Origin of the sequence: Sulfitobacter noctilucae (assembly GCF_000622365.1) — a bacterium.
GTDB classification, from domain to species: domain Bacteria; phylum Pseudomonadota; class Alphaproteobacteria; order Rhodobacterales; family Rhodobacteraceae; genus Sulfitobacter; species Sulfitobacter noctilucae.
Genome location: NZ_JASC01000003.1, coordinates 141686 through 158242 on the forward strand (window position 1 = coordinate 141686; position 16557 = coordinate 158242).

Below are 16557 nucleotides of genomic sequence, written 5' to 3' on the forward strand. Positions count from 1 at the left end.
TTCATGCTGGCAGCAGGCGTACCGTCCCGCTAAAACACAACCAAACCGCATAAAAGGTGCAGGGAAATGAACCAGATCACACCGCAACCGGGCATCTTGGATATCACGCTTTACCAAGGCGGGGCAGCGCATGTGGCGGGGCTGGACAATGTGGTCAAGCTGTCGTCGAACGAAAATCCGCTGGGGCCGAGCGAAGCCGCGGTTGAAGCCTACCGTCGTGCAGCCTTCTCTCTGCACCGGTATCCTTCGTCGGATCATGCTGGTCTGCGTGGTGCGATTGCCGGAATTTACGATCTGGATGCTGATCGCATCATCTGTGGTGCCGGGTCGGACGAGATCATTGCCTTTTTGTGCCAGGCCTATGCCGGGCCGGGGCGCGAGGTGATCCACACCGAACACGGGTTTGGCATGTACAAGATCAGCGCCCTGGCCGCAGGGGCCACGCCGGTCGAAGTAAAAGAACGCGAGCGCGTCACGGATGTTGACGCTATCCTTGCCGCCTGCACGGATAAAACCGCGCTGGTTTTCATGGCCAATCCGAACAACCCTACTGGCACAATGATCGGTGCGGCAGAGGTTGCGCGATTGGCGGATGGTTTGCCACCTCAAGCCATTCTGGTGCTTGATGGTGCCTATGCCGAATATGTTGAGGGCTACGATGGCGGTGCCGCACTGGTAGATTCCCGCCAGAATGTCGTGATGACGCGGACATTCTCCAAAATATACGGGCTGGGCGGTCTGCGGATCGGGTGGGGCTATGCGCCTCAAGAGATCATTGATGTGCTCAACCGCGTGCGGGGCCCCTTTAACCTAAGCCAGGCGGCGTTGGATGCGGCGGAAGCAGCGGTGCGTGATACGGCCTATGTCGCCCATTGCCGGACCGAAAACGCCCGCTGGCGGGGATGGTTGGCCGATGCTTTGGCCGAGATGGGTATCCCGTCGGATGTCTCATGCGCCAATTTCGTGCTGGCACGGTTGTCATCGCGCGATGAAGCAGAAGCATGCGATGCCTATCTGAAAACCCAAGGCCTGATTGTGCGGCTGGTGGCGGGGTACAACCTGCCCAATTGTCTGCGGATCACTGTGGGCGACGAATCCAGTTGCCGCCGCGTGGTCCATGCCGTGCGCCAGTTCAAAGAAGGGCCGGGCGATGTCACAAATATATGACCGCGTTGCGCTGATCGGGCTGGGGCTGATTGCTTCCTCAATGTTCTGGGCGATGAAACGCGACGGGCTGGCAGGTGAAGTCTCCGGTTTCGCCCGCTCGGCTGAAACAAGAGACACCGCCCGCGAAATCGGGCTGTGCGACCGGGTCTGCGACACCCTAGGCGAAGCCGTGGCAGATGCGGACCTGATCATCCTCTGCGTCCCGGTGGGCGTGATGGGCGCGGTTGCAGCCGAGATTTCGCCATTTTTGAAAAAGGGGGCGACAGTCACGGACGTAGGGTCGGTGAAGTCTGATGTGATAGCAAAGGTCGGCCCGCACATCCCTGAAGGTGTTCACTTTATTCCCGGCCATCCCTTGGCCGGAACGGAACACTCTGGTCCGCGCTCTGGCTTTGCAGAACTGTTTGAAAACCGCTGGACCCTGCTGGTGCCGGTCAAAGATACCGATCCTGCCGCAACTGCAAAACTGCGCAGCCTTTGGGAAGGTATGGGCGCGCTTGTCGATGAGATGGATGCCGAACACCACGACCTTGTGCTGGCCGTGACCAGCCATGCGCCGCATCTGATCGCCTACACTATGGTCGGCGTGGCCGATGACCTGCAGCGCGTAACGGATGAAGAAGTGATTCAGTATTCCGCCACGGGTTTCCGCGATTTCACCCGGATTGCGGCCTCTGACCCCACCATGTGGCGCGATGTCTTCCTGAGTAACAAGGACGCGACGCTGGAAATCTTAGGCCGCTTTACCGAAGAGCTGTTCGCGCTTCAACGGGCGATCCGGCAGGGCGATGGCGATCACCTGCATGCCTATTTCACACGCACGCGGGCCATCCGGCGAAGCATTATCGAAGCGGGACAGGACACCGCAGCGCCTGATTTCGGGCGCGGCGGGACGCCCAAGCGATGATCCGTTTGGCGGCTTTCGCCATTGCGCTTTGCGCAGCGCAGACGGCGATGGCCGGCGATCCGGCGACTTCACTCCGTCCCATGCCGCGTGGTGGAAAGCCGGCACAACTGTCGGTGACTTTGGCACCCGCGGGGGCTATTACCCAGCCCGAACAGTCCACCGCGCAGGAAAACGCCAAGAAGCGAGGTGGATTGTTTTCGTCGCTGCGTCCTTTGTTCCGAACCAAGAAGGTTGCGCGGGAGGGGCGTGTTCAGAAAGAGCTGTTGCGCAAAGGCGCGGTGTGCGGCGATCCGGCCATTCAAGGCGAGGTGGTCGGTCGTGTGACAGGCAAGATCCGCGGCTGTGTGATCGAAAATGCAATACGGGTGCGGTCTGTCTCGGGTGTGGCGTTGAGCCAGAAGTCGGTGATGGATTGCCGCACTGCTGATGCCTTGAAGACCTGGCTCGACGGCTCCGCTAAACCCGCGCTGGCGAAAAGCGGTGGAGGGCTGAAGTCCTTGCGGGTTGCGGCGCATTACGCCTGCCGAACCCGGAACAACCAGAAGGGTGCAAAGCTGTCCGAACACGGCAAGGGCCGCGCCATTGATATCTCGGCCTTTCGCCTGCATGACGGGACGGATGTGACCGTGCTGAAACACTGGAACACCCAGCGCTTTGCATCTGCGATGCGGCGAATGCACAAGGGGGCCTGCGGACCATTCGGTACGGTCCTTGGCCCCAATGCCAACCGCTATCACCTCGATCATTTCCACTTCGATACAGCACGCTACCGCTCCGGTAGCTACTGCAAGTGATCAGCGCAGAATGAACTTGGGCGCAGGGCCAAGGTTGATGGGGCCAAGGAACAAGCGGCCTTCACGAAAGCTGAAGGCAAGATCAAGGTCGGCGGGGTTGTCCGAGTTGCTGGCGATTGCCTGAATGACAAACTCTGCCTGACCGGTTTCTTCAGAGCGTATAATCTCTGTTTTCTTCAGAAGTTCAAGTGCTTGCCGCCAGTTCTTAATGCTTAACATGAGGTCTCCGTCGGGCGTTCCTTCGGTGTCTATCTGCACATCTCCGACAAGGGCGATCCTAAATTCGCCCCAGCTGAAATCAAAGTCGTTTACAGTGATCTGGCGCGGCTGAGGTCGTCGCGATTCGAGCGCCATGCGGTCAATGGGCCGGTCAAAGCGGGCTGTAATGTTGGCGGTAAATGTCTCGAAGGTGAGCGACCAATCATCCGGCAAGTCCAGCCCTGCACGCAATAGACCGCCGGGAGAAAAGTCAGCGGCGTTCAGAGCAAATTCATAGACAGTATGGTCGTCTTTATCCTGCGTGACATTGGCGGTAAAATCATCAGCGCTCAGCAGATTGCCCTGACGCGTGTTCACTTGCCAAGGCCCACTTTGCGCGGTCAATCGTTCCAGTTCCAAGGCAGTGCCGGGGTGCAGGTTCAGGTCGGCCGCGGTGTCCTGCGCACGCAAGATATAGGTCGTATCACCCACTCCGAAATCAATCGGCGCACCGGATAGGACAAGTGTCATATCACCGGGCCAATAGGCGGGCATTGATACGCGCAGATCGGGGGCGTCAACGTGCAGGCCGGTCGCGGAGTCTGTCAACGACACTGCTGTCAGATCGGTTTGGAGCGCCAGCGGAAATCCTGTCACATCAACTGCGGCGGCCTGTGCCTCCCACCCTTCGGTGCGGCGGTCTTCCAACCAGCGGACCACACCGCGCTCCAATGCCGTCGCTGCCGCAAACCACCATCCACACCACAACAGAGCCAGAACAACGATGATCTTCACAAGTCGGCTCACCCGCAATACCCCTTTAACTCAACGCGCAGATACGGTTTACGCAGACCAACAGCAAAGGACCAGTGCGATGGCGATGTGGGTATTCGGATACGGATCACTTTTGTGGAACCCCGGTTTTCCCGTGGCCGAAAGCGTGATCGGCACACTGCCGGGCTATGCGCGGTCCTTCTGCATGCGGTCGATCCACCATCGCGGGACCGAAGAGGACCCCGGGCTGGTGCTGGCATTGGATGAACAACCTGATCATGCGTGTAGCGGCATGGCGCTGCGGGTGGCCGAGGGGGAAGAAGAGAAGACGCTGGCGTATCTACGCGAGCGGGAGCTTGTTTCTGCCGCCTATCTTGAGAAAAATCTCGATGTCATGCTGGAAGACGGGCGCATCGTGACGGCGGTCGTCTATGTGATCGACGAAAGTCACGGGCAATATTGCGGGGGGCTGCCCTTGGAAGATCAGGCGCAGATCATCGCCCATGCGGTAGGCGGGCGCGGGCCGAACACGGAATACCTCTACAACACGGCAGAGCATCTACAGCAGGTAGGCCTGCAGGATCCGGATCTTGATTGGCTACACGCACGGGTGAAAAGCCTTGTTTCATAAATCCTTGGCGCATAGCGTCAAAAAAAGTGTAATCTTTATCCAGAGCAGTAAATTCGGGTCAGGAGCAACGACCTAATGGCGCAAACAGAGCGCACAACACGACCGCAGTTTTCCCAGCCCGTACGTCAGATTTCTCTGATGCTAATTGTGCTCGGGCTGACCGGCTTTGGTGCCTTTCTGGCGTTGCCCTCGGTCTATCCGATATTCGCGGCTAACCCCTATTTGAACGGCGTGATCGTGCTGGTGTTCTTCATCGGTGTGTTGGCTTGTTTCTATCAGGTTTATCAGTTGATCGGATCGGTCCGCTGGATTGAAAACTTCGCCTCTGACGCGCCGAACCCGGAGACTGTCGCGCCGCAGCTTTTGGCCCCCTTGGCTTCGCTTCTGCGGACGCGAGGCGCACGCATGCAGGTGTCTGCGACCTCGACACGTTCAATCCTCGATTCCGTTTCCACGCGGATCGACGAGGCGCGCGAAATTACGCGTTATATCGTCAACATGCTGATTTTCCTCGGTCTTCTGGGAACGTTCTACGGCCTTGCCACCACCGTTCCTGCCGTGGTCGACACCATCCGCAGCCTTGCCCCCTCCGAAGGCGAAGATGGCGTGGATGTGTTTTCCAAACTGATGACCGGGCTTGAAGCACAGTTGGGTGGCATGGGCGTGGCCTTTGGGTCCTCGCTTTTGGGCCTGGCCGGATCACTGGTTGTCGGTCTGCTGGAGCTCTTTGCGGGCCACGGGCAAAACCGCTTTTATCAAGAGCTTGAGGATTGGTTGAGCTCGATCACACGCGTGGGCTTTAGTGCGGGCGAGGACGCCACGGGGGAGCAGGCTGCGATGGCCGGCGTGGTCGATCACATGGCCGAGCAAATGACAGAACAAATGGCAGGGTTGCGCGATCTTTTTGGCGGTTCCGATGCCAGCCGTGCGGCGATGGATGAGAAGGTCGGGAAACTGGCTGATGCCGTTGATCGCATGACAGAGCGCATGGAAAAGGCCGAACGGCCCGCTGACGGCGCGGCAATGGCGGCTGCGTTGGAGCGAATTGCAACTGGGCAGGACCGTCTGATCGGTGCCATAGAAGAACAGGGCGGCGAGGGGATGGATGCAGAGAGCCGGATGCGCCTGCGCTCCATCGACGTCCAAATGCTGCGCATTCTTGAAGAGATTTCAGCCGGACGGCAGGAAACCATGTCCGAGTTGCGGCATGATATTTCATTGTTGGCCAAAGCCATGTCGGCACCGCGCCCCGTCGCGCCGCCGCGCCGGGTGCGCACGCCGGATCGTTCAGGCGGAGAGGAGGGCTAAATGGCTCTCTCACGTCGGACGGGGGCGCGATTCCAAAGTTCGATCTGGCCGGGGTTTGTCGATGCGATGACCGGCCTTTTGCTGGTTCTGATGTTCGTGTTGACCATCTTTATGGTGGTGCAGTTTGTTCTGACCGAACGGATCACCGGGCAGGAAACCGAGCTTGACGTGCTGTCCGGAGAAGTAGCGGCGCTGGCCCGTGCCTTGGGACTGGAAGAGCAGCAAACAGCCCAGTTGCAGGCACGGATGGGGGCGCTGAATGCATCCTTGAATACTGCGCAAGATCAGTTGAGCCAGCAAGAGGCCCTGATCGCGTCGCTGACGGCCCAGCGTGAGGAACAGGCGGCGGCGCTGGACGCGGCACAGGGGCAAATTACAGAGTTCGAGGCGCAGGTTGCGGGGCTTTTGGCGGCGCAGTCGGCGGATGCCGATCGCATTGCCGGGCTGGAGAACCGGGAAGCGGAGCTGCTGAGCGCGCAGGAGGCGCTCAATTTGGCACTGGCGACTGCGCGGTCCGAAGTGGATGCTCAGGCCGAGGCCGCACGGCTTGCCGCTGCGCGGCGCGAGGCGCTGGACGCGCTTGTGCTGGACTTGCGCAGCAGAGCGGCAGAAGCCGAAGGGCAGGTCGCTGAACTGCAAGGGGAGCTGGCTGAGGGGGCGGAGGCATTGAGCGAGACCGAAGCCGCCCGTTTGGCCGAAGCCGCCGCGGCGGAAGCTTTGCGGGCCCGGCTCGAGGATGCAGATGCAGAACTTACAGCCATGACGCTCAGGCTGGAAGCGCAGCGCAAAGAGGCGGAAGAGACGCTGACCCTGCTGGCCTCAGCACGGGCTGCCGAGGGGGATTTGGATGCACAGTTGTCGCAAGCCTTGATCCGGCTCCAAACGGCTGAGGCACAGGCGCAAGAAGGCGAGACCGCGCAACAGAGTTTGGCATCGGCTGAGGAACAGCTTGCCGCATTGCGGGCAGCCGTAGCCGAGCAGGAGGCTGCAGCGGCTGACCTGGCCGCTGACCGTGAGGCTTTGCAAGCGCGACTTGAAGCAGCAGTTGCGGCACGGCTGGCCGCAGAAGAAACGGCAACCGACGAAAGCACGCAGGCGGAGAAGCAGGCCGCTTTGCTCGCAACGGCGCGAGACGCCTTGGCGCAGGAAGAAGAGACAAGCGCCGCTGCCCAGCGACAAACCGAGCTTCTGAACCAACAGGTTGCGGCATTGCGCACCCAGTTGGGCAACCTACAATCCTTGCTGGATGATGCCGTGGCACGGGATGCGGCACAGTCGGTCGAGCTTCAGTCTTTGGGCAGTGAATTGAACACGGCGCTTGCTCGTGTTGCCGCAGAGGAACGTCGCCGTGCAGAACTGGAAGCGGCAGAGCGCGCCCGGTTAGAGGCCGAAGCGTTAGCCTTGCGGAATCAGACCAAAGACCTTGAGCAATACCGGTCTGAATTCTTCGGTCGCCTGCGTGACGTGCTGGGCGCGCAAGAGGGCGTGCGGATTGAGGGCGATCGCTTTGTCTTCTCGTCCGAGGTTCTTTTTCCACCCGGCGGTGCCGTGCTGTCCCGCGAGGGGCGCCAGGAAATTGCGAAAGTCGCCGATATATTGCGCAGCGTCGCGGGTGATATTCCGCCCGAGATTGATTGGGTGATCCGGGTGGATGGCCACACGGATGACGTGCCGCTGTCCGGTGTTGGTGCTTTTGCGGACAATTGGGAGTTAAGCCAGGGGCGCGCTCTCTCTGTGGTCAAATATATGATTAATTTTCTGGGGATACCGCCGGAGCGTTTGGCTGCAAATGGCTTTGGCCAATACCAGCCGATTGCGACGGGCGACAGTGATGCCGCGCGGGCGCAGAACCGCAGGATCGAGCTCAAATTTACTGAAAAGTAATGCGGTTTACCTGATCTCGATCATGGTGTCGGCGGTGCTGATTGCGATGCCGTCGCGCAGTAGTATCGCGCGACCGGTATAGGTGCCTGTAGGCCAGATCGCGCTGCCGCGTCTGCGTTTGCCAATGGCGCGAAATGCCTGCGCGTGATTGCGTTTCAACCGGGTATCGCGGCTAATGACCTCACCATCGGGCCCGCTGATTTCCAAACGTACAACATCGTCCTCTAGCGTACCGAAGCTGAAGCCAAAGACCACAAGCGCCGGAGCATCGGGTGCAAGGCTGGCGGCACCGGCTGTGCCTGCTTTGACATCAGCATAGTCGGGAATCGCCTGCGCCAGCCCGACCTCCAGTATGCCGCCGGGGGTATAGGCGGGGGTGTCTGCCCATAGAGTACTGTCCCCGGGGGTGGCGCAGGTCAGCGTGCCATCGGGATCGAACGGATCGACCGGCTTCCCGCCCTGCCGGACTGATAGATGCAAGTGTGGGAATTCAGCGCGGCCGGATTGCCCGATCTGGCCCAGCACTTCGCCTGCTTTGACCTCTTGCCCGTTGCGGATCGCGATAGAGCCTTGTTTGAGGTGGCAATATTGGGTTTCCCAACCGCCGGGGTGCACCAGAACGACGCCGTTGCCACATTCTTTTCCTTCGATCCCGTCTGCAGTGTCTGCGCTGTAGCCCGCATCGGACATACCGTCGCGGAACCCGCGCACGCGCCCGTCAGCGGCGGCGATCACATCGACGCCTTCCGCCATATCTGCGCGGGTGGGGAGGGCGAAATCGGTGCCTTTATGCCCATCGTAGCTGAGGCCACGGCACTGGAAATCCGTGAACCCTTTACCGGGATCGCGGTCCATGTATTGCTGAATATAGCAGGTGTCGCCCAGCGTGCAGTCCACAGGGAGCTGCAGGGTCAAACCCTCCGCCGTGGCGATGCCGGCGAAGGGAAGGGACAGGGCCAAAAGGCCCCGTTTGATCATTCTGCAGTCAGAAGCGGTGGCTTGTCACCGGACAGCTGGCGCTTTTCGGGATCGAGGATAGTCAGATCCAGCTCGCCCTTCTTTACGCCAACCTTGACCACACCGCCTTTGGCCAGTTTGCCGAACAACAGCTCTTCGGCCAAAGGCTTCTTGATGTACTCCTGAATAACGCGGCCCAGGGGGCGCGCACCCATTTTGTCATCATAGCCCTTGTCCGCGATCCACTCTGCTGCCTTCGCGCTCAGTTCAAACGTCACATTGCGATCCATCAACTGGGCCTCAAGCTGCAGCACAAACTTCTCGACCACTTTCAGGATCACCTCTTTCGGCAGAGCCGAGAAGCTGATCACCGCATCCAGACGGTTGCGGAACTCCGGCGTGAATGTCCGCTCGATCGCGGCTTTATCCTCGCCTGTGCGGCGGTCGCGGCCAAAGCCGACGGCTTCTTTTGCCTGTTCGGATGCACCGGCGTTCGACGTCATGATGATCACGACATTGCGGAAATCAACGGTGCGTCCGTTGTGATCTGTGAGCTTACCGTGGTCCATGACCTGCAGCAGGATGTTGTAGACATCCGGATGCGCCTTTTCCATTTCGTCCAGCAGCAGAACACAATGTGGATGCTGATCCACACCATCGGTCAGCATGCCACCCTGATCAAAGCCAACATAGCCGGGAGGGGCACCGATCAGACGTGAAACGGCGTGTTTCTCCATGTATTCCGACATATCAAAGCGCAGCAATTCGACACCCAGCGTATCGGCAAGCTGTTTGGCAACTTCGGTTTTACCCACGCCAGTAGGACCGGCGAAGAGGTAGTTGCCGATGGGCTTTTCAGGCTCACGCAGGCCCGCGCGCGCCAGCTTGATCGCTGAAGACAGGGCATCGATTGCATCATCCTGGCCAAACACCACCCGCTTCAGCGACGCTTCAAGATCTTTCAGCACGACAACGTCGTCCTTGCTGACCGTCTTGGGCGGAATACGTGCGATCTTGGCGACCACAGCTTCGACCTCTTTGGTGCCGATCGTCTTGCGACGCTTGGACGCGGCGATCAGGTGCTGCGCAGCACCGGCTTCATCAATCACGTCAATCGCGCTGTCAGGCAGTTTGCGGTCGTTGATATAGCGCGAGGCCAGTTCGACAGAGGTCTTGATTGCATCGGAGGTATATTTCACCCCGTGATGTTCCTCAAAGTAAGGCTTCAGACCTTTCAGGATCTTCTGTGCGTCTTCCACCGAAGGCTCGTTCACGTCGATCTTCTGGAACCGGCGGCTAAGTGCACGGTCCTTTTCGAAATGCTGACGGAATTCTTTGTAGGTGGTAGAGCCCATGGTGCGCAGCTTGCCGCCCGCAAGAGCGGGTTTCAGCAGGTTTGACGCATCCATTGCGCCACCGGAAGTCGCGCCAGCACCGATCACTGTGTGAATCTCGTCGATGAAGAGAACCGCATCTTCGTGGTCTTCCAGTTCGGTGACCACAGCTTTCAGCCGCTCTTCGAAATCGCCACGGTAGCGTGTGCCAGCCAGCAGAGCACCCATGTCGAGCGAGAAAATTGTCGTATTTTCCAGCACTTCTGGCGTTTCGCCGGCGACGATCTTGCGTGCCAAGCCCTCTGCGATGGCGGTCTTCCCGACACCCGGATCGCCAACCAACAGCGGATTGTTCTTGCGGCGGCGGCACAGCACTTGAATGCACCGCTCCACTTCGCTGTCGCGGCCGATCAGGGGGTCAATGTCGCCTTCGCGGGATTTGGCGTTCAAGTCCACGCAGTATTTCTCAAGCGCGGTCTCTTTCTTGTCGCCTTCTGTAACGCCTTGCGCTTCTTCTTCATGCTCCGGGGCACCGGCCACGGGCCGCGCTTCGCCATAGGCAGGATCTTTGGCAACGCCATGCGCGATATAGTTGACCGCGTCGTAACGGGTCATTTCCTGCTCTTGCAGGAAGTAGGCCGCGTTGCTTTCGCGTTCTGCAAAGATGGCGACAAGCACGTTGGCACCGGTCACTTCGGTCCGGCCGGACGATTGCACATGGATCGCCGCGCGCTGGATCACGCGCTGGAAGGCCGCCGTGGGCACAGCTTCGGATCCGTCGACGTCAGTCACCAGATTACTAAGGTCTTCGTCGACGAATTCGGCGAGCGTGTCACGCAGCTCGTCCACATCGACAGAGCAGGCTTTCATCACCTGCACCGCGTCGGGTTCGTCAATCAGTGCCAGAAGCAGATGTTCCAGCGTTGCGAATTCATGTCTGCGTGCATTGGCCAGCGCCAATGCGGAATGAATTGCCTGCTCAAGTGTGGTCGAGAATGAAGGCACGCTCGTGCTCCTTATCCTTGGGGCCGGTGAGGGGGCTGCGGGATAACAGTGCCCTCGACCAGCTATGGCCTCTTATCGTTAGAGTTTGGTTGATACGGGGCAGTCTTCAAGCATTTTCTTAAAAAAGATGATCACAATTCCCAGTATCGCCGTGTTTTGCCACATATGTCGCAGTCAGAAGTTGTCCTTGCGCTTGCGGATTTCTGCAAAGACGTCTGCGTCGGTGGCGGTTTGCATCCCTAGGTTGCTGCGGATGCCCGTATCGCCGGGGCGCAAGAAGGGATTTGTGTCAAGCTCGGTTGAGAGTGTCGATGGCACGGTCGGCTGGCCCTTTTCGCGGGCGGCGCTGATCGCCTTGGACCTTGATATAAGAGCAGGATTATCCGGATCAATGGTCAGGGCGAATTTCGCGTTGGATGCCGTATACTCATGGCCAGAGCAAATCACTGTCTCCGCCGGCAGGGCCATCAATTTTTGCATGCTGTCCCACATCTGGGCCGGTGTGCCTTCGAACAGGCGACCACACCCCAGCGCCATCAGGCTATCCGCAGTGAAACAAACCTCTGCGTCAGGTACATAAAAGGCGATGTGGTTGATCGTATGGCCGGAGACGTCAAAGATTTCCGCCTTCAACGCGCCGAGGGTCACGGTATCGCCCTCTGACACAGCAATATCAAGGTCGGGCAAGCGACCTGCGTCGGCCTTCGCACCAACAACCTCAGCTGGGTATTCGGCAAGTACCTCGTCCAGACCCTGTACGTGATCGGGGTGGTGATGGGTCAGCCATACTTGTGTGAGCGTCCACCCTTGTTTGGCCAGTTCCGCTTTGATCGGTGCCGCTTCGGGCACGTCAATCAGAGCGACCGCCCCGCTGGCATGATCGCGCAGCAGAAAGGCATAGTTGTCGGACAAGCAGGGGATGGTGATCAGATCAAAGGGCATGGCGCAATCCTGTGGTGTTGATATGCTGCCATCAGAGTGACACCGCAAAGGCTGGGCTGCAATGCACCTTGATGTGCAGGATCTGCGTAATTTCTATTACCGCAACGCGCTGGGTCGTGCCGCGCAGAAAAGCCTGCGGGGCCGGCTGCTTGAGTTGTGGCCGGAAGCCAAAGGGCAAACTGTGGTGGGCTTTGGCTTTGCCGCACCTTTGCTGCGGCCCTACCTTAAGGACGCACGCCGTGTGATTACCCTGATGCCGGGGCCGCAAGGGGTGATGCCCTGGCCTGCAGGCATGCCGAATACCTCCGTGCTGACCGAAGAAACACTCTGGCCGATCGAGACAGGCCATGTCGACAAGCTTGTGCTGCTGCACGGGCTTGAAACCTGCGAACGGCAGGCCGATCTGCTTGAGGAATGTTGGCGGGTGCTGGGGCCGGGGGGCAAGGCTCTCTTTATCGTGCCCAACCGCGCGGGTCTTTGGGCGCGGCGGGACAAGACGCCCTTCGGCTATGGCCGACCCTATTCACCGGGGCAATTGGATATGCAGCTGAAAAAGCACCAGTTTTTACCCGAGCGTCATGTCGGAGCGCTTTACCAATGGCCTTCCAACCATCGCATCTGGATGAAATCGGCGGGCCTGTTCGAGCGGGTGGGCCGCAGCGTTCCCGCAATCTCGGCCGGGGGGGCGTTCATGGTGGAGGCGACCAAGTTGGTCTATCCGCCCAAAGGCACGCGCGCCCGTGAACGCAAGCGCGTCAGCATATTGGACGGGCTGTCCGAGCCGGCGGTAGGACGGGCGTAGCGGGGCGGTCGCAGGGGGGGGCCGAACGTCGAGGTATCCGGTTACTTGCCCAATGCGTGATCATCAGTTCGAAAACCTCAGAAGAATTGCATCTAGGATCATGGGGACACGCCAATGCAAAAGTCCGCTTCTCCTTTCAAACCTACTGGCCTTCCGGCGTTTATCCTTTACGCTCTTATTGGAAAAGGGAGGATTTACCATGAACGATCAATCACAAAAGGGACTGGGGAGCGGCTTTCACATTCCGGATCCCACCAATCTGCCGACGCTCAAGGGTAGTGTATCGGATGCGGAATGGGATCTGCGGGTACAACTTGCTGCGACCTACCGGCTTTGTGCGTTGCATGGCTGGACGGATTTGGTGTTCACCCATATCTCCGCGCGGTTGCCGGATGAGGAAGGGGAAGAGCGTTTCCTGATCAATCCCTACGGCATCATGTTCGATGAGATGACTGCGTCTTGTCTTGTCAAAATCGACCTGGAGGGCAACATTTGTCAGGACACGCCGTATTTCATCAATCCTGCGGGCTTTACCATTCATTCGGCAATCCATGCGGCGCGTGAGAACGCAGGCTGTGTGATCCACGTGCACACGCCTTACGGAGTCGCGGTTTCTGTGCAGAACGAAGGGTTGCGGCGCTATACGCAGTTTTCGATGATCGTGAACAACGATCTGGCCTATCACGACTACGAAGGTATCGCGTTGGAACTGGATGAACGCGAGCGGATTGTGAACGATCTGGGCGACAAAAACCTTTTGATGTTGCGCAACCACGGCACACTGACCGTCGGTCCGAATTGTGCAATCGCGTTTCTGCGGATGTACTTCCTGGAAAACGCCTGCAAGACGCAGATTTTTGCGCAGTCGGCAGGCACGGATAATCTGCACGAAGAATCGCAGGCGATGGCCGATACGGTCCAGGCGCAATCGGCGGGGGCATTTCAGCCGGGATCGGGCGACAATTTGGTCTGGCCGGGGTTGATGCGCAAACTCAACCGCAACAATCCGGGCTATGACCAGTAGAAGCTGCCGCGTCTAAGGTCAGCCGGCAAGCACAGCACTTGTCACGCTGAGGATCTCGCGGTTCGACGCGATCATGGGTTCTTCGTTCAGGTCATCGAGCCGGGATAAGGTGGAGCCGTCGAATTCAGTGAAGCGTGTGCCCTGATCCAGTAGGGCCAACCGCTCCACGTCGACATCGGTGTCTACACCTTCGGCGATGGCCTGCGCTTGTGCGGCTGTCAGCCCCATAACGTCCGGCCCTGCGAGCAGCACCAGCGTATAACGCGAGATGAAGTCGGTCGCGCCGCCGCCGGCTCCGCTTTCGACTTGGATCAAATGGAGATTGCCCTCAACCGATGGGTCCACTTCGATCACCACAGCATCATCAGTGTCTGACACGTCAATCTGGCTTCCGGGACGCGATCCTGCTGGTAGGTTGTCGATACCTGCTTGGGTCACTTGCAGCGTCACTTCGTCAGCATCAATGTCTTCAGTATCGGTTTCCTCAAAGATGATGTCAGGAACGGCATCACCGGCTAAATTAGGGCGGGTCTCGACCAGATCGCCAAAAACGGGATCGCCCATGGATACATCGCTGTTCAGGCCAATGGTGATTACATCCGCGCCTGCACCGGGGGTGATTTCATAGCGGTCCTCTGTCTGCGCCACCGTGATCGTGTCGTCCTGGCTGGACCCCGCAACCGCGAACACGCCCGCGTTTTCGGTTTCCGTCACATCAGGGCTGGTGATAACGCCGTCCGTTTCCATGCTGACTGCCTCTGCGGCATCGAGCACAGGGGTTTCATCCTCTGACGGTGCATCGGTGATCGGCGTTTCCGGTAATAGCCCGTCATCATCGGGTGCTACATCGTCCACGTCGTCCAGATCATTCGCAATCGGAATGGCAATCAGGCCAAGGGCCAAGAGCGGCACAAGCAGCATTTCCAGCATTTCAGTCCCTTTCCGGATAGCAGATCAGTGACCGATCTAGGTTAACAAAGCCCTAGCGTCTGACTAGAAGCCAAAGAACGCGGGGTTCAGGCCTGCGTTGGAGATGATGGTGTTTATGTCATCTTCTTCCGCATCAGGGTCAGAGCCATTGCCTCCGGTGGTTGTCATACCGCTGCCCGCGCCTTGGTCCGCGGTGTCATCATGCGATGAAATAGATGCCCATTCGATATTAGCAGTGATCTGCGGGTTGTCGTTGATGAAATTCTTGAGCCATATCTCATTCCCGTCGCCCGTTGAGGTGCTTTCGACCAAGTCGTCGCCAAGATAGATCTCCGCAAGGACGTTCGCTGTGGAAATGCGAGCTAGTCCCTGGTTCGCGATCTGGTCAACTTCAGTTGCAGAGAGGCCCGTCTGTGTCGATGCGGTCTGGACAATAAACGCACGTTTCGTAGAGACACTATCGCTGCCGTCTACATCGTCGCCCTCATGGAAGAACAAGTGGAAAGCACCGTTTGCGTTTTGGTTGAACTCGAAATGCAAAGTATCATTTGGGTTCGTCAAACCGACCTCGGCTACATGCATGCCGACATCATTGCCGTTGACTTCGATGGTGATGTCAGTGCTGTTGTCGAAGGCTCTGGTCAACAGGTGTTCGGTCACGAACGTACCATCCGCGGCTTCGAATGTCTGTGTGTCAATTGAGTTCAACCCCATTGCGGTGCTCTCAATCTGGCTGTTCAGTCCTGCTGTCACGGTGATAGTCTGGACGTTGTATTCGATCGCAAAGGTGTGCTCATCATCATAGCCAACGTCGATCGCATTCGGTGCGTCTGGTGCAGTAACCGTGAAAGCCGGGCTTTCGCCGGAGGCGCTTTGATCTTGCTCAGACAGGACCAGATTATCGGATATTTCGGTTCCATCCTCGCCTCGCACCGTTACCAGATTGACCGGCTGACGGGCCTCTTCGGCCGCGATTTCATCCAGAATACGCTGCGCTTCCAACTCGTCGGCAATCACTAGCGGATCGCGGAATTCTTCGCCCATCGGGGGACCAGGCACATCGTCGTCGGACCCGTCTTCAGCGTAGCCGTTGCCAAATGTCTCAATGCCCAGCCCGGTCACAAAGTCACGATACACAGCAGAGGCCTCGTCGATGGGCTGTGCGGTATCCAATCCCTCGAGGAATTCCGCAATCTGCGCGTTGGTCTCTTCATCAACCTCGCCAATCGGCACATAGGCCCGGATCAGATTGTTACGCGTGGTTGTGTCGTATTCCTTCTCCTCCTCCGGCTCATCGGCATCGGCAGGCTCATCCGCACCAGCATCGGCATCGGCGATGGACTCGGGCGTCTCGGCTGATGTGTTCTCAAGCGAGAGGATTTCGATGCCGAGTCCCGTCACAAAGTCTCGGTAAGCACTTGCAGCTTCATCAATGGGCTGCCCCGGATCCAATGCATCAAGGAAATCAGCAATCTGTGCGTCGGTCTCTTCATCAAGCTCGCCAGTCGGCACGTATCCCTGAATCAGTGAGTTGCGCGTCGTGTTATCGTACTCTTGCACTTCGTCCTCGGCAAGATCGTCAGAGAACCCGCTGGCCGCATCAAGAAAATCAGCACCTTGGAGATCAAGATCTGTCGTGATCTCTTGGTCCTGGCCATCATCGATCTGATCCGGATCAACGTCGTCATCACCACCGGTGAAAGCGACGGCCAGGCCGACCGAAAACAGAGACAACAATCCTATGGCAAACATGCTGCACATCCTCATCTGAACGGCCCGGTACGAACGAGGGCCCCTTGCTTAATTTTTATGTGTTCTGACGGGGAAAAGGGGCCTGAGTAGGGCGAATACGGGCAACGATAAGGCAAGAATCGTATCTTTGTTTCGCATAAACATCGTA

At 58.5% G+C, this 16557-nt stretch carries 14 protein-coding genes; 8 read left to right on the top strand and 6 right to left on the bottom strand.

Features of this window, described 5'->3' with window-relative positions; all coding sequences use genetic code 11:
* The first annotated feature begins 66 nt into the window (after positions 1-66).
* Genes hisC through Z945_RS0103080 form a run of 3 tightly spaced genes read left to right on the top strand, consistent with a single transcriptional unit; the run spans position 67 to position 2868 of the window.
* Positions 67-1167, top strand: a complete 1101-nt coding sequence (hisC, locus tag Z945_RS0103070; RefSeq protein WP_025050650.1) for a histidinol-phosphate transaminase — start codon at positions 67-69, stop codon at positions 1165-1167.
* The gene (locus tag Z945_RS0103075) at positions 1151-2074 is read left to right on the top strand and encodes a prephenate/arogenate dehydrogenase family protein (protein WP_025050651.1); all 924 of its coding nucleotides are present in this window, start codon (positions 1151-1153) and stop codon (positions 2072-2074) included. The genes hisC and Z945_RS0103075 overlap by 17 nt, the downstream gene beginning before the upstream one ends.
* The gene (locus Z945_RS0103080; RefSeq protein ID WP_025050652.1) at positions 2071-2868 is read left to right on the top strand and encodes an extensin-like domain-containing protein; all 798 of its coding nucleotides are present in this window, start codon (positions 2071-2073) and stop codon (positions 2866-2868) included. Before Z945_RS0103075 ends, Z945_RS0103080 begins: the two co-directional genes overlap by 4 nt.
* Here Z945_RS0103080 and Z945_RS0103085 read toward each other — a convergent pair whose 3' ends face one another.
* Positions 2869-3873, bottom strand: a complete 1005-nt coding sequence (locus tag Z945_RS0103085) for a DUF2125 domain-containing protein (RefSeq protein ID WP_025050653.1) — start codon at positions 3871-3873, stop codon at positions 2869-2871. It lies immediately after the preceding gene.
* Positions 3874-3940: 67 nt separating this feature from the next.
* On the opposite strand from Z945_RS0103085, the gene Z945_RS0103090 reads away from it, so the two are divergent.
* From Z945_RS0103090 to Z945_RS0103100, 3 genes are all read left to right on the top strand, one after another.
* Entirely contained in the window at positions 3941-4471 is a 531-nt protein-coding gene (locus tag Z945_RS0103090; RefSeq protein WP_025050654.1) for a gamma-glutamylcyclotransferase, read from the top strand.
* 75 nt (positions 4472-4546) lie between these two features.
* Entirely contained in the window at positions 4547-5779 is a 1233-nt protein-coding gene (locus tag Z945_RS0103095) for a biopolymer transporter ExbB (RefSeq protein ID WP_025050655.1), read from the top strand.
* Positions 5780-7663 (top strand): peptidoglycan -binding protein, encoded by a 1884-nt coding sequence (locus Z945_RS0103100; RefSeq protein WP_025050656.1) that lies wholly within the window; start codon positions 5780-5782, stop codon positions 7661-7663.
* 6 nt (positions 7664-7669) lie between these two features.
* On the opposite strand, the gene Z945_RS0103105 is transcribed toward Z945_RS0103100, so the two are convergent.
* The 3 genes from Z945_RS0103105 to gloB all read right to left on the bottom strand — a co-directional run bounded on the left by Z945_RS0103105 (position 7670) and on the right by gloB (position 11901).
* Positions 7670-8641, bottom strand: a complete 972-nt coding sequence (locus Z945_RS0103105) for a M23 family metallopeptidase (RefSeq protein WP_025050657.1) — start codon at positions 8639-8641, stop codon at positions 7670-7672.
* Positions 8638-10959: an ATP-dependent Clp protease ATP-binding subunit ClpA gene (gene clpA / locus Z945_RS0103110; protein WP_025050658.1), complete on the bottom strand. Its 2322-nt coding sequence runs from the start codon at positions 10957-10959 to the stop codon at positions 8638-8640. The genes Z945_RS0103105 and clpA overlap by 4 nt, the downstream gene beginning before the upstream one ends.
* 174 nt (positions 10960-11133) lie before the next feature.
* The gene (gene gloB / locus Z945_RS0103115) at positions 11134-11901 is read right to left on the bottom strand and encodes a hydroxyacylglutathione hydrolase (RefSeq protein WP_025050659.1); all 768 of its coding nucleotides are present in this window, start codon (positions 11899-11901) and stop codon (positions 11134-11136) included.
* Between the two features lie 61 nt (positions 11902-11962).
* Between gloB and Z945_RS0103120 the strand changes: the two genes are divergently transcribed.
* Both Z945_RS0103120 and Z945_RS0103125 read left to right on the top strand, forming a co-directional pair.
* A complete protein-coding gene (locus Z945_RS0103120) occupies positions 11963-12703 on the top strand; it encodes a methyltransferase domain-containing protein (RefSeq protein WP_025050660.1) in 741 nt (246 codons plus the stop codon).
* Positions 12704-12902: 199 nt separating this feature from the next.
* The gene (locus Z945_RS0103125; protein ID WP_081780925.1) at positions 12903-13727 is read left to right on the top strand and encodes a class II aldolase/adducin family protein; all 825 of its coding nucleotides are present in this window, start codon (positions 12903-12905) and stop codon (positions 13725-13727) included.
* 18 nt (positions 13728-13745) lie between these two features.
* On the opposite strand, the gene Z945_RS0103130 is transcribed toward Z945_RS0103125, so the two are convergent.
* Together Z945_RS0103130 and Z945_RS0103135 are read right to left on the bottom strand one after the other, a co-directional pair.
* Positions 13746-14657, bottom strand: a complete 912-nt coding sequence (locus Z945_RS0103130) for a hypothetical protein (protein ID WP_025050662.1) — start codon at positions 14655-14657, stop codon at positions 13746-13748.
* Between the two features lie 63 nt (positions 14658-14720).
* Positions 14721-16409 carry a hypothetical protein gene (locus Z945_RS0103135; RefSeq protein ID WP_025050663.1) on the bottom strand — a complete coding sequence of 563 codons (1689 nt, stop codon included), beginning with the start codon at positions 16407-16409 and terminating at the stop codon, positions 14721-14723.
* Between the last annotated feature and the right edge of the window lie 148 nt (positions 16410-16557).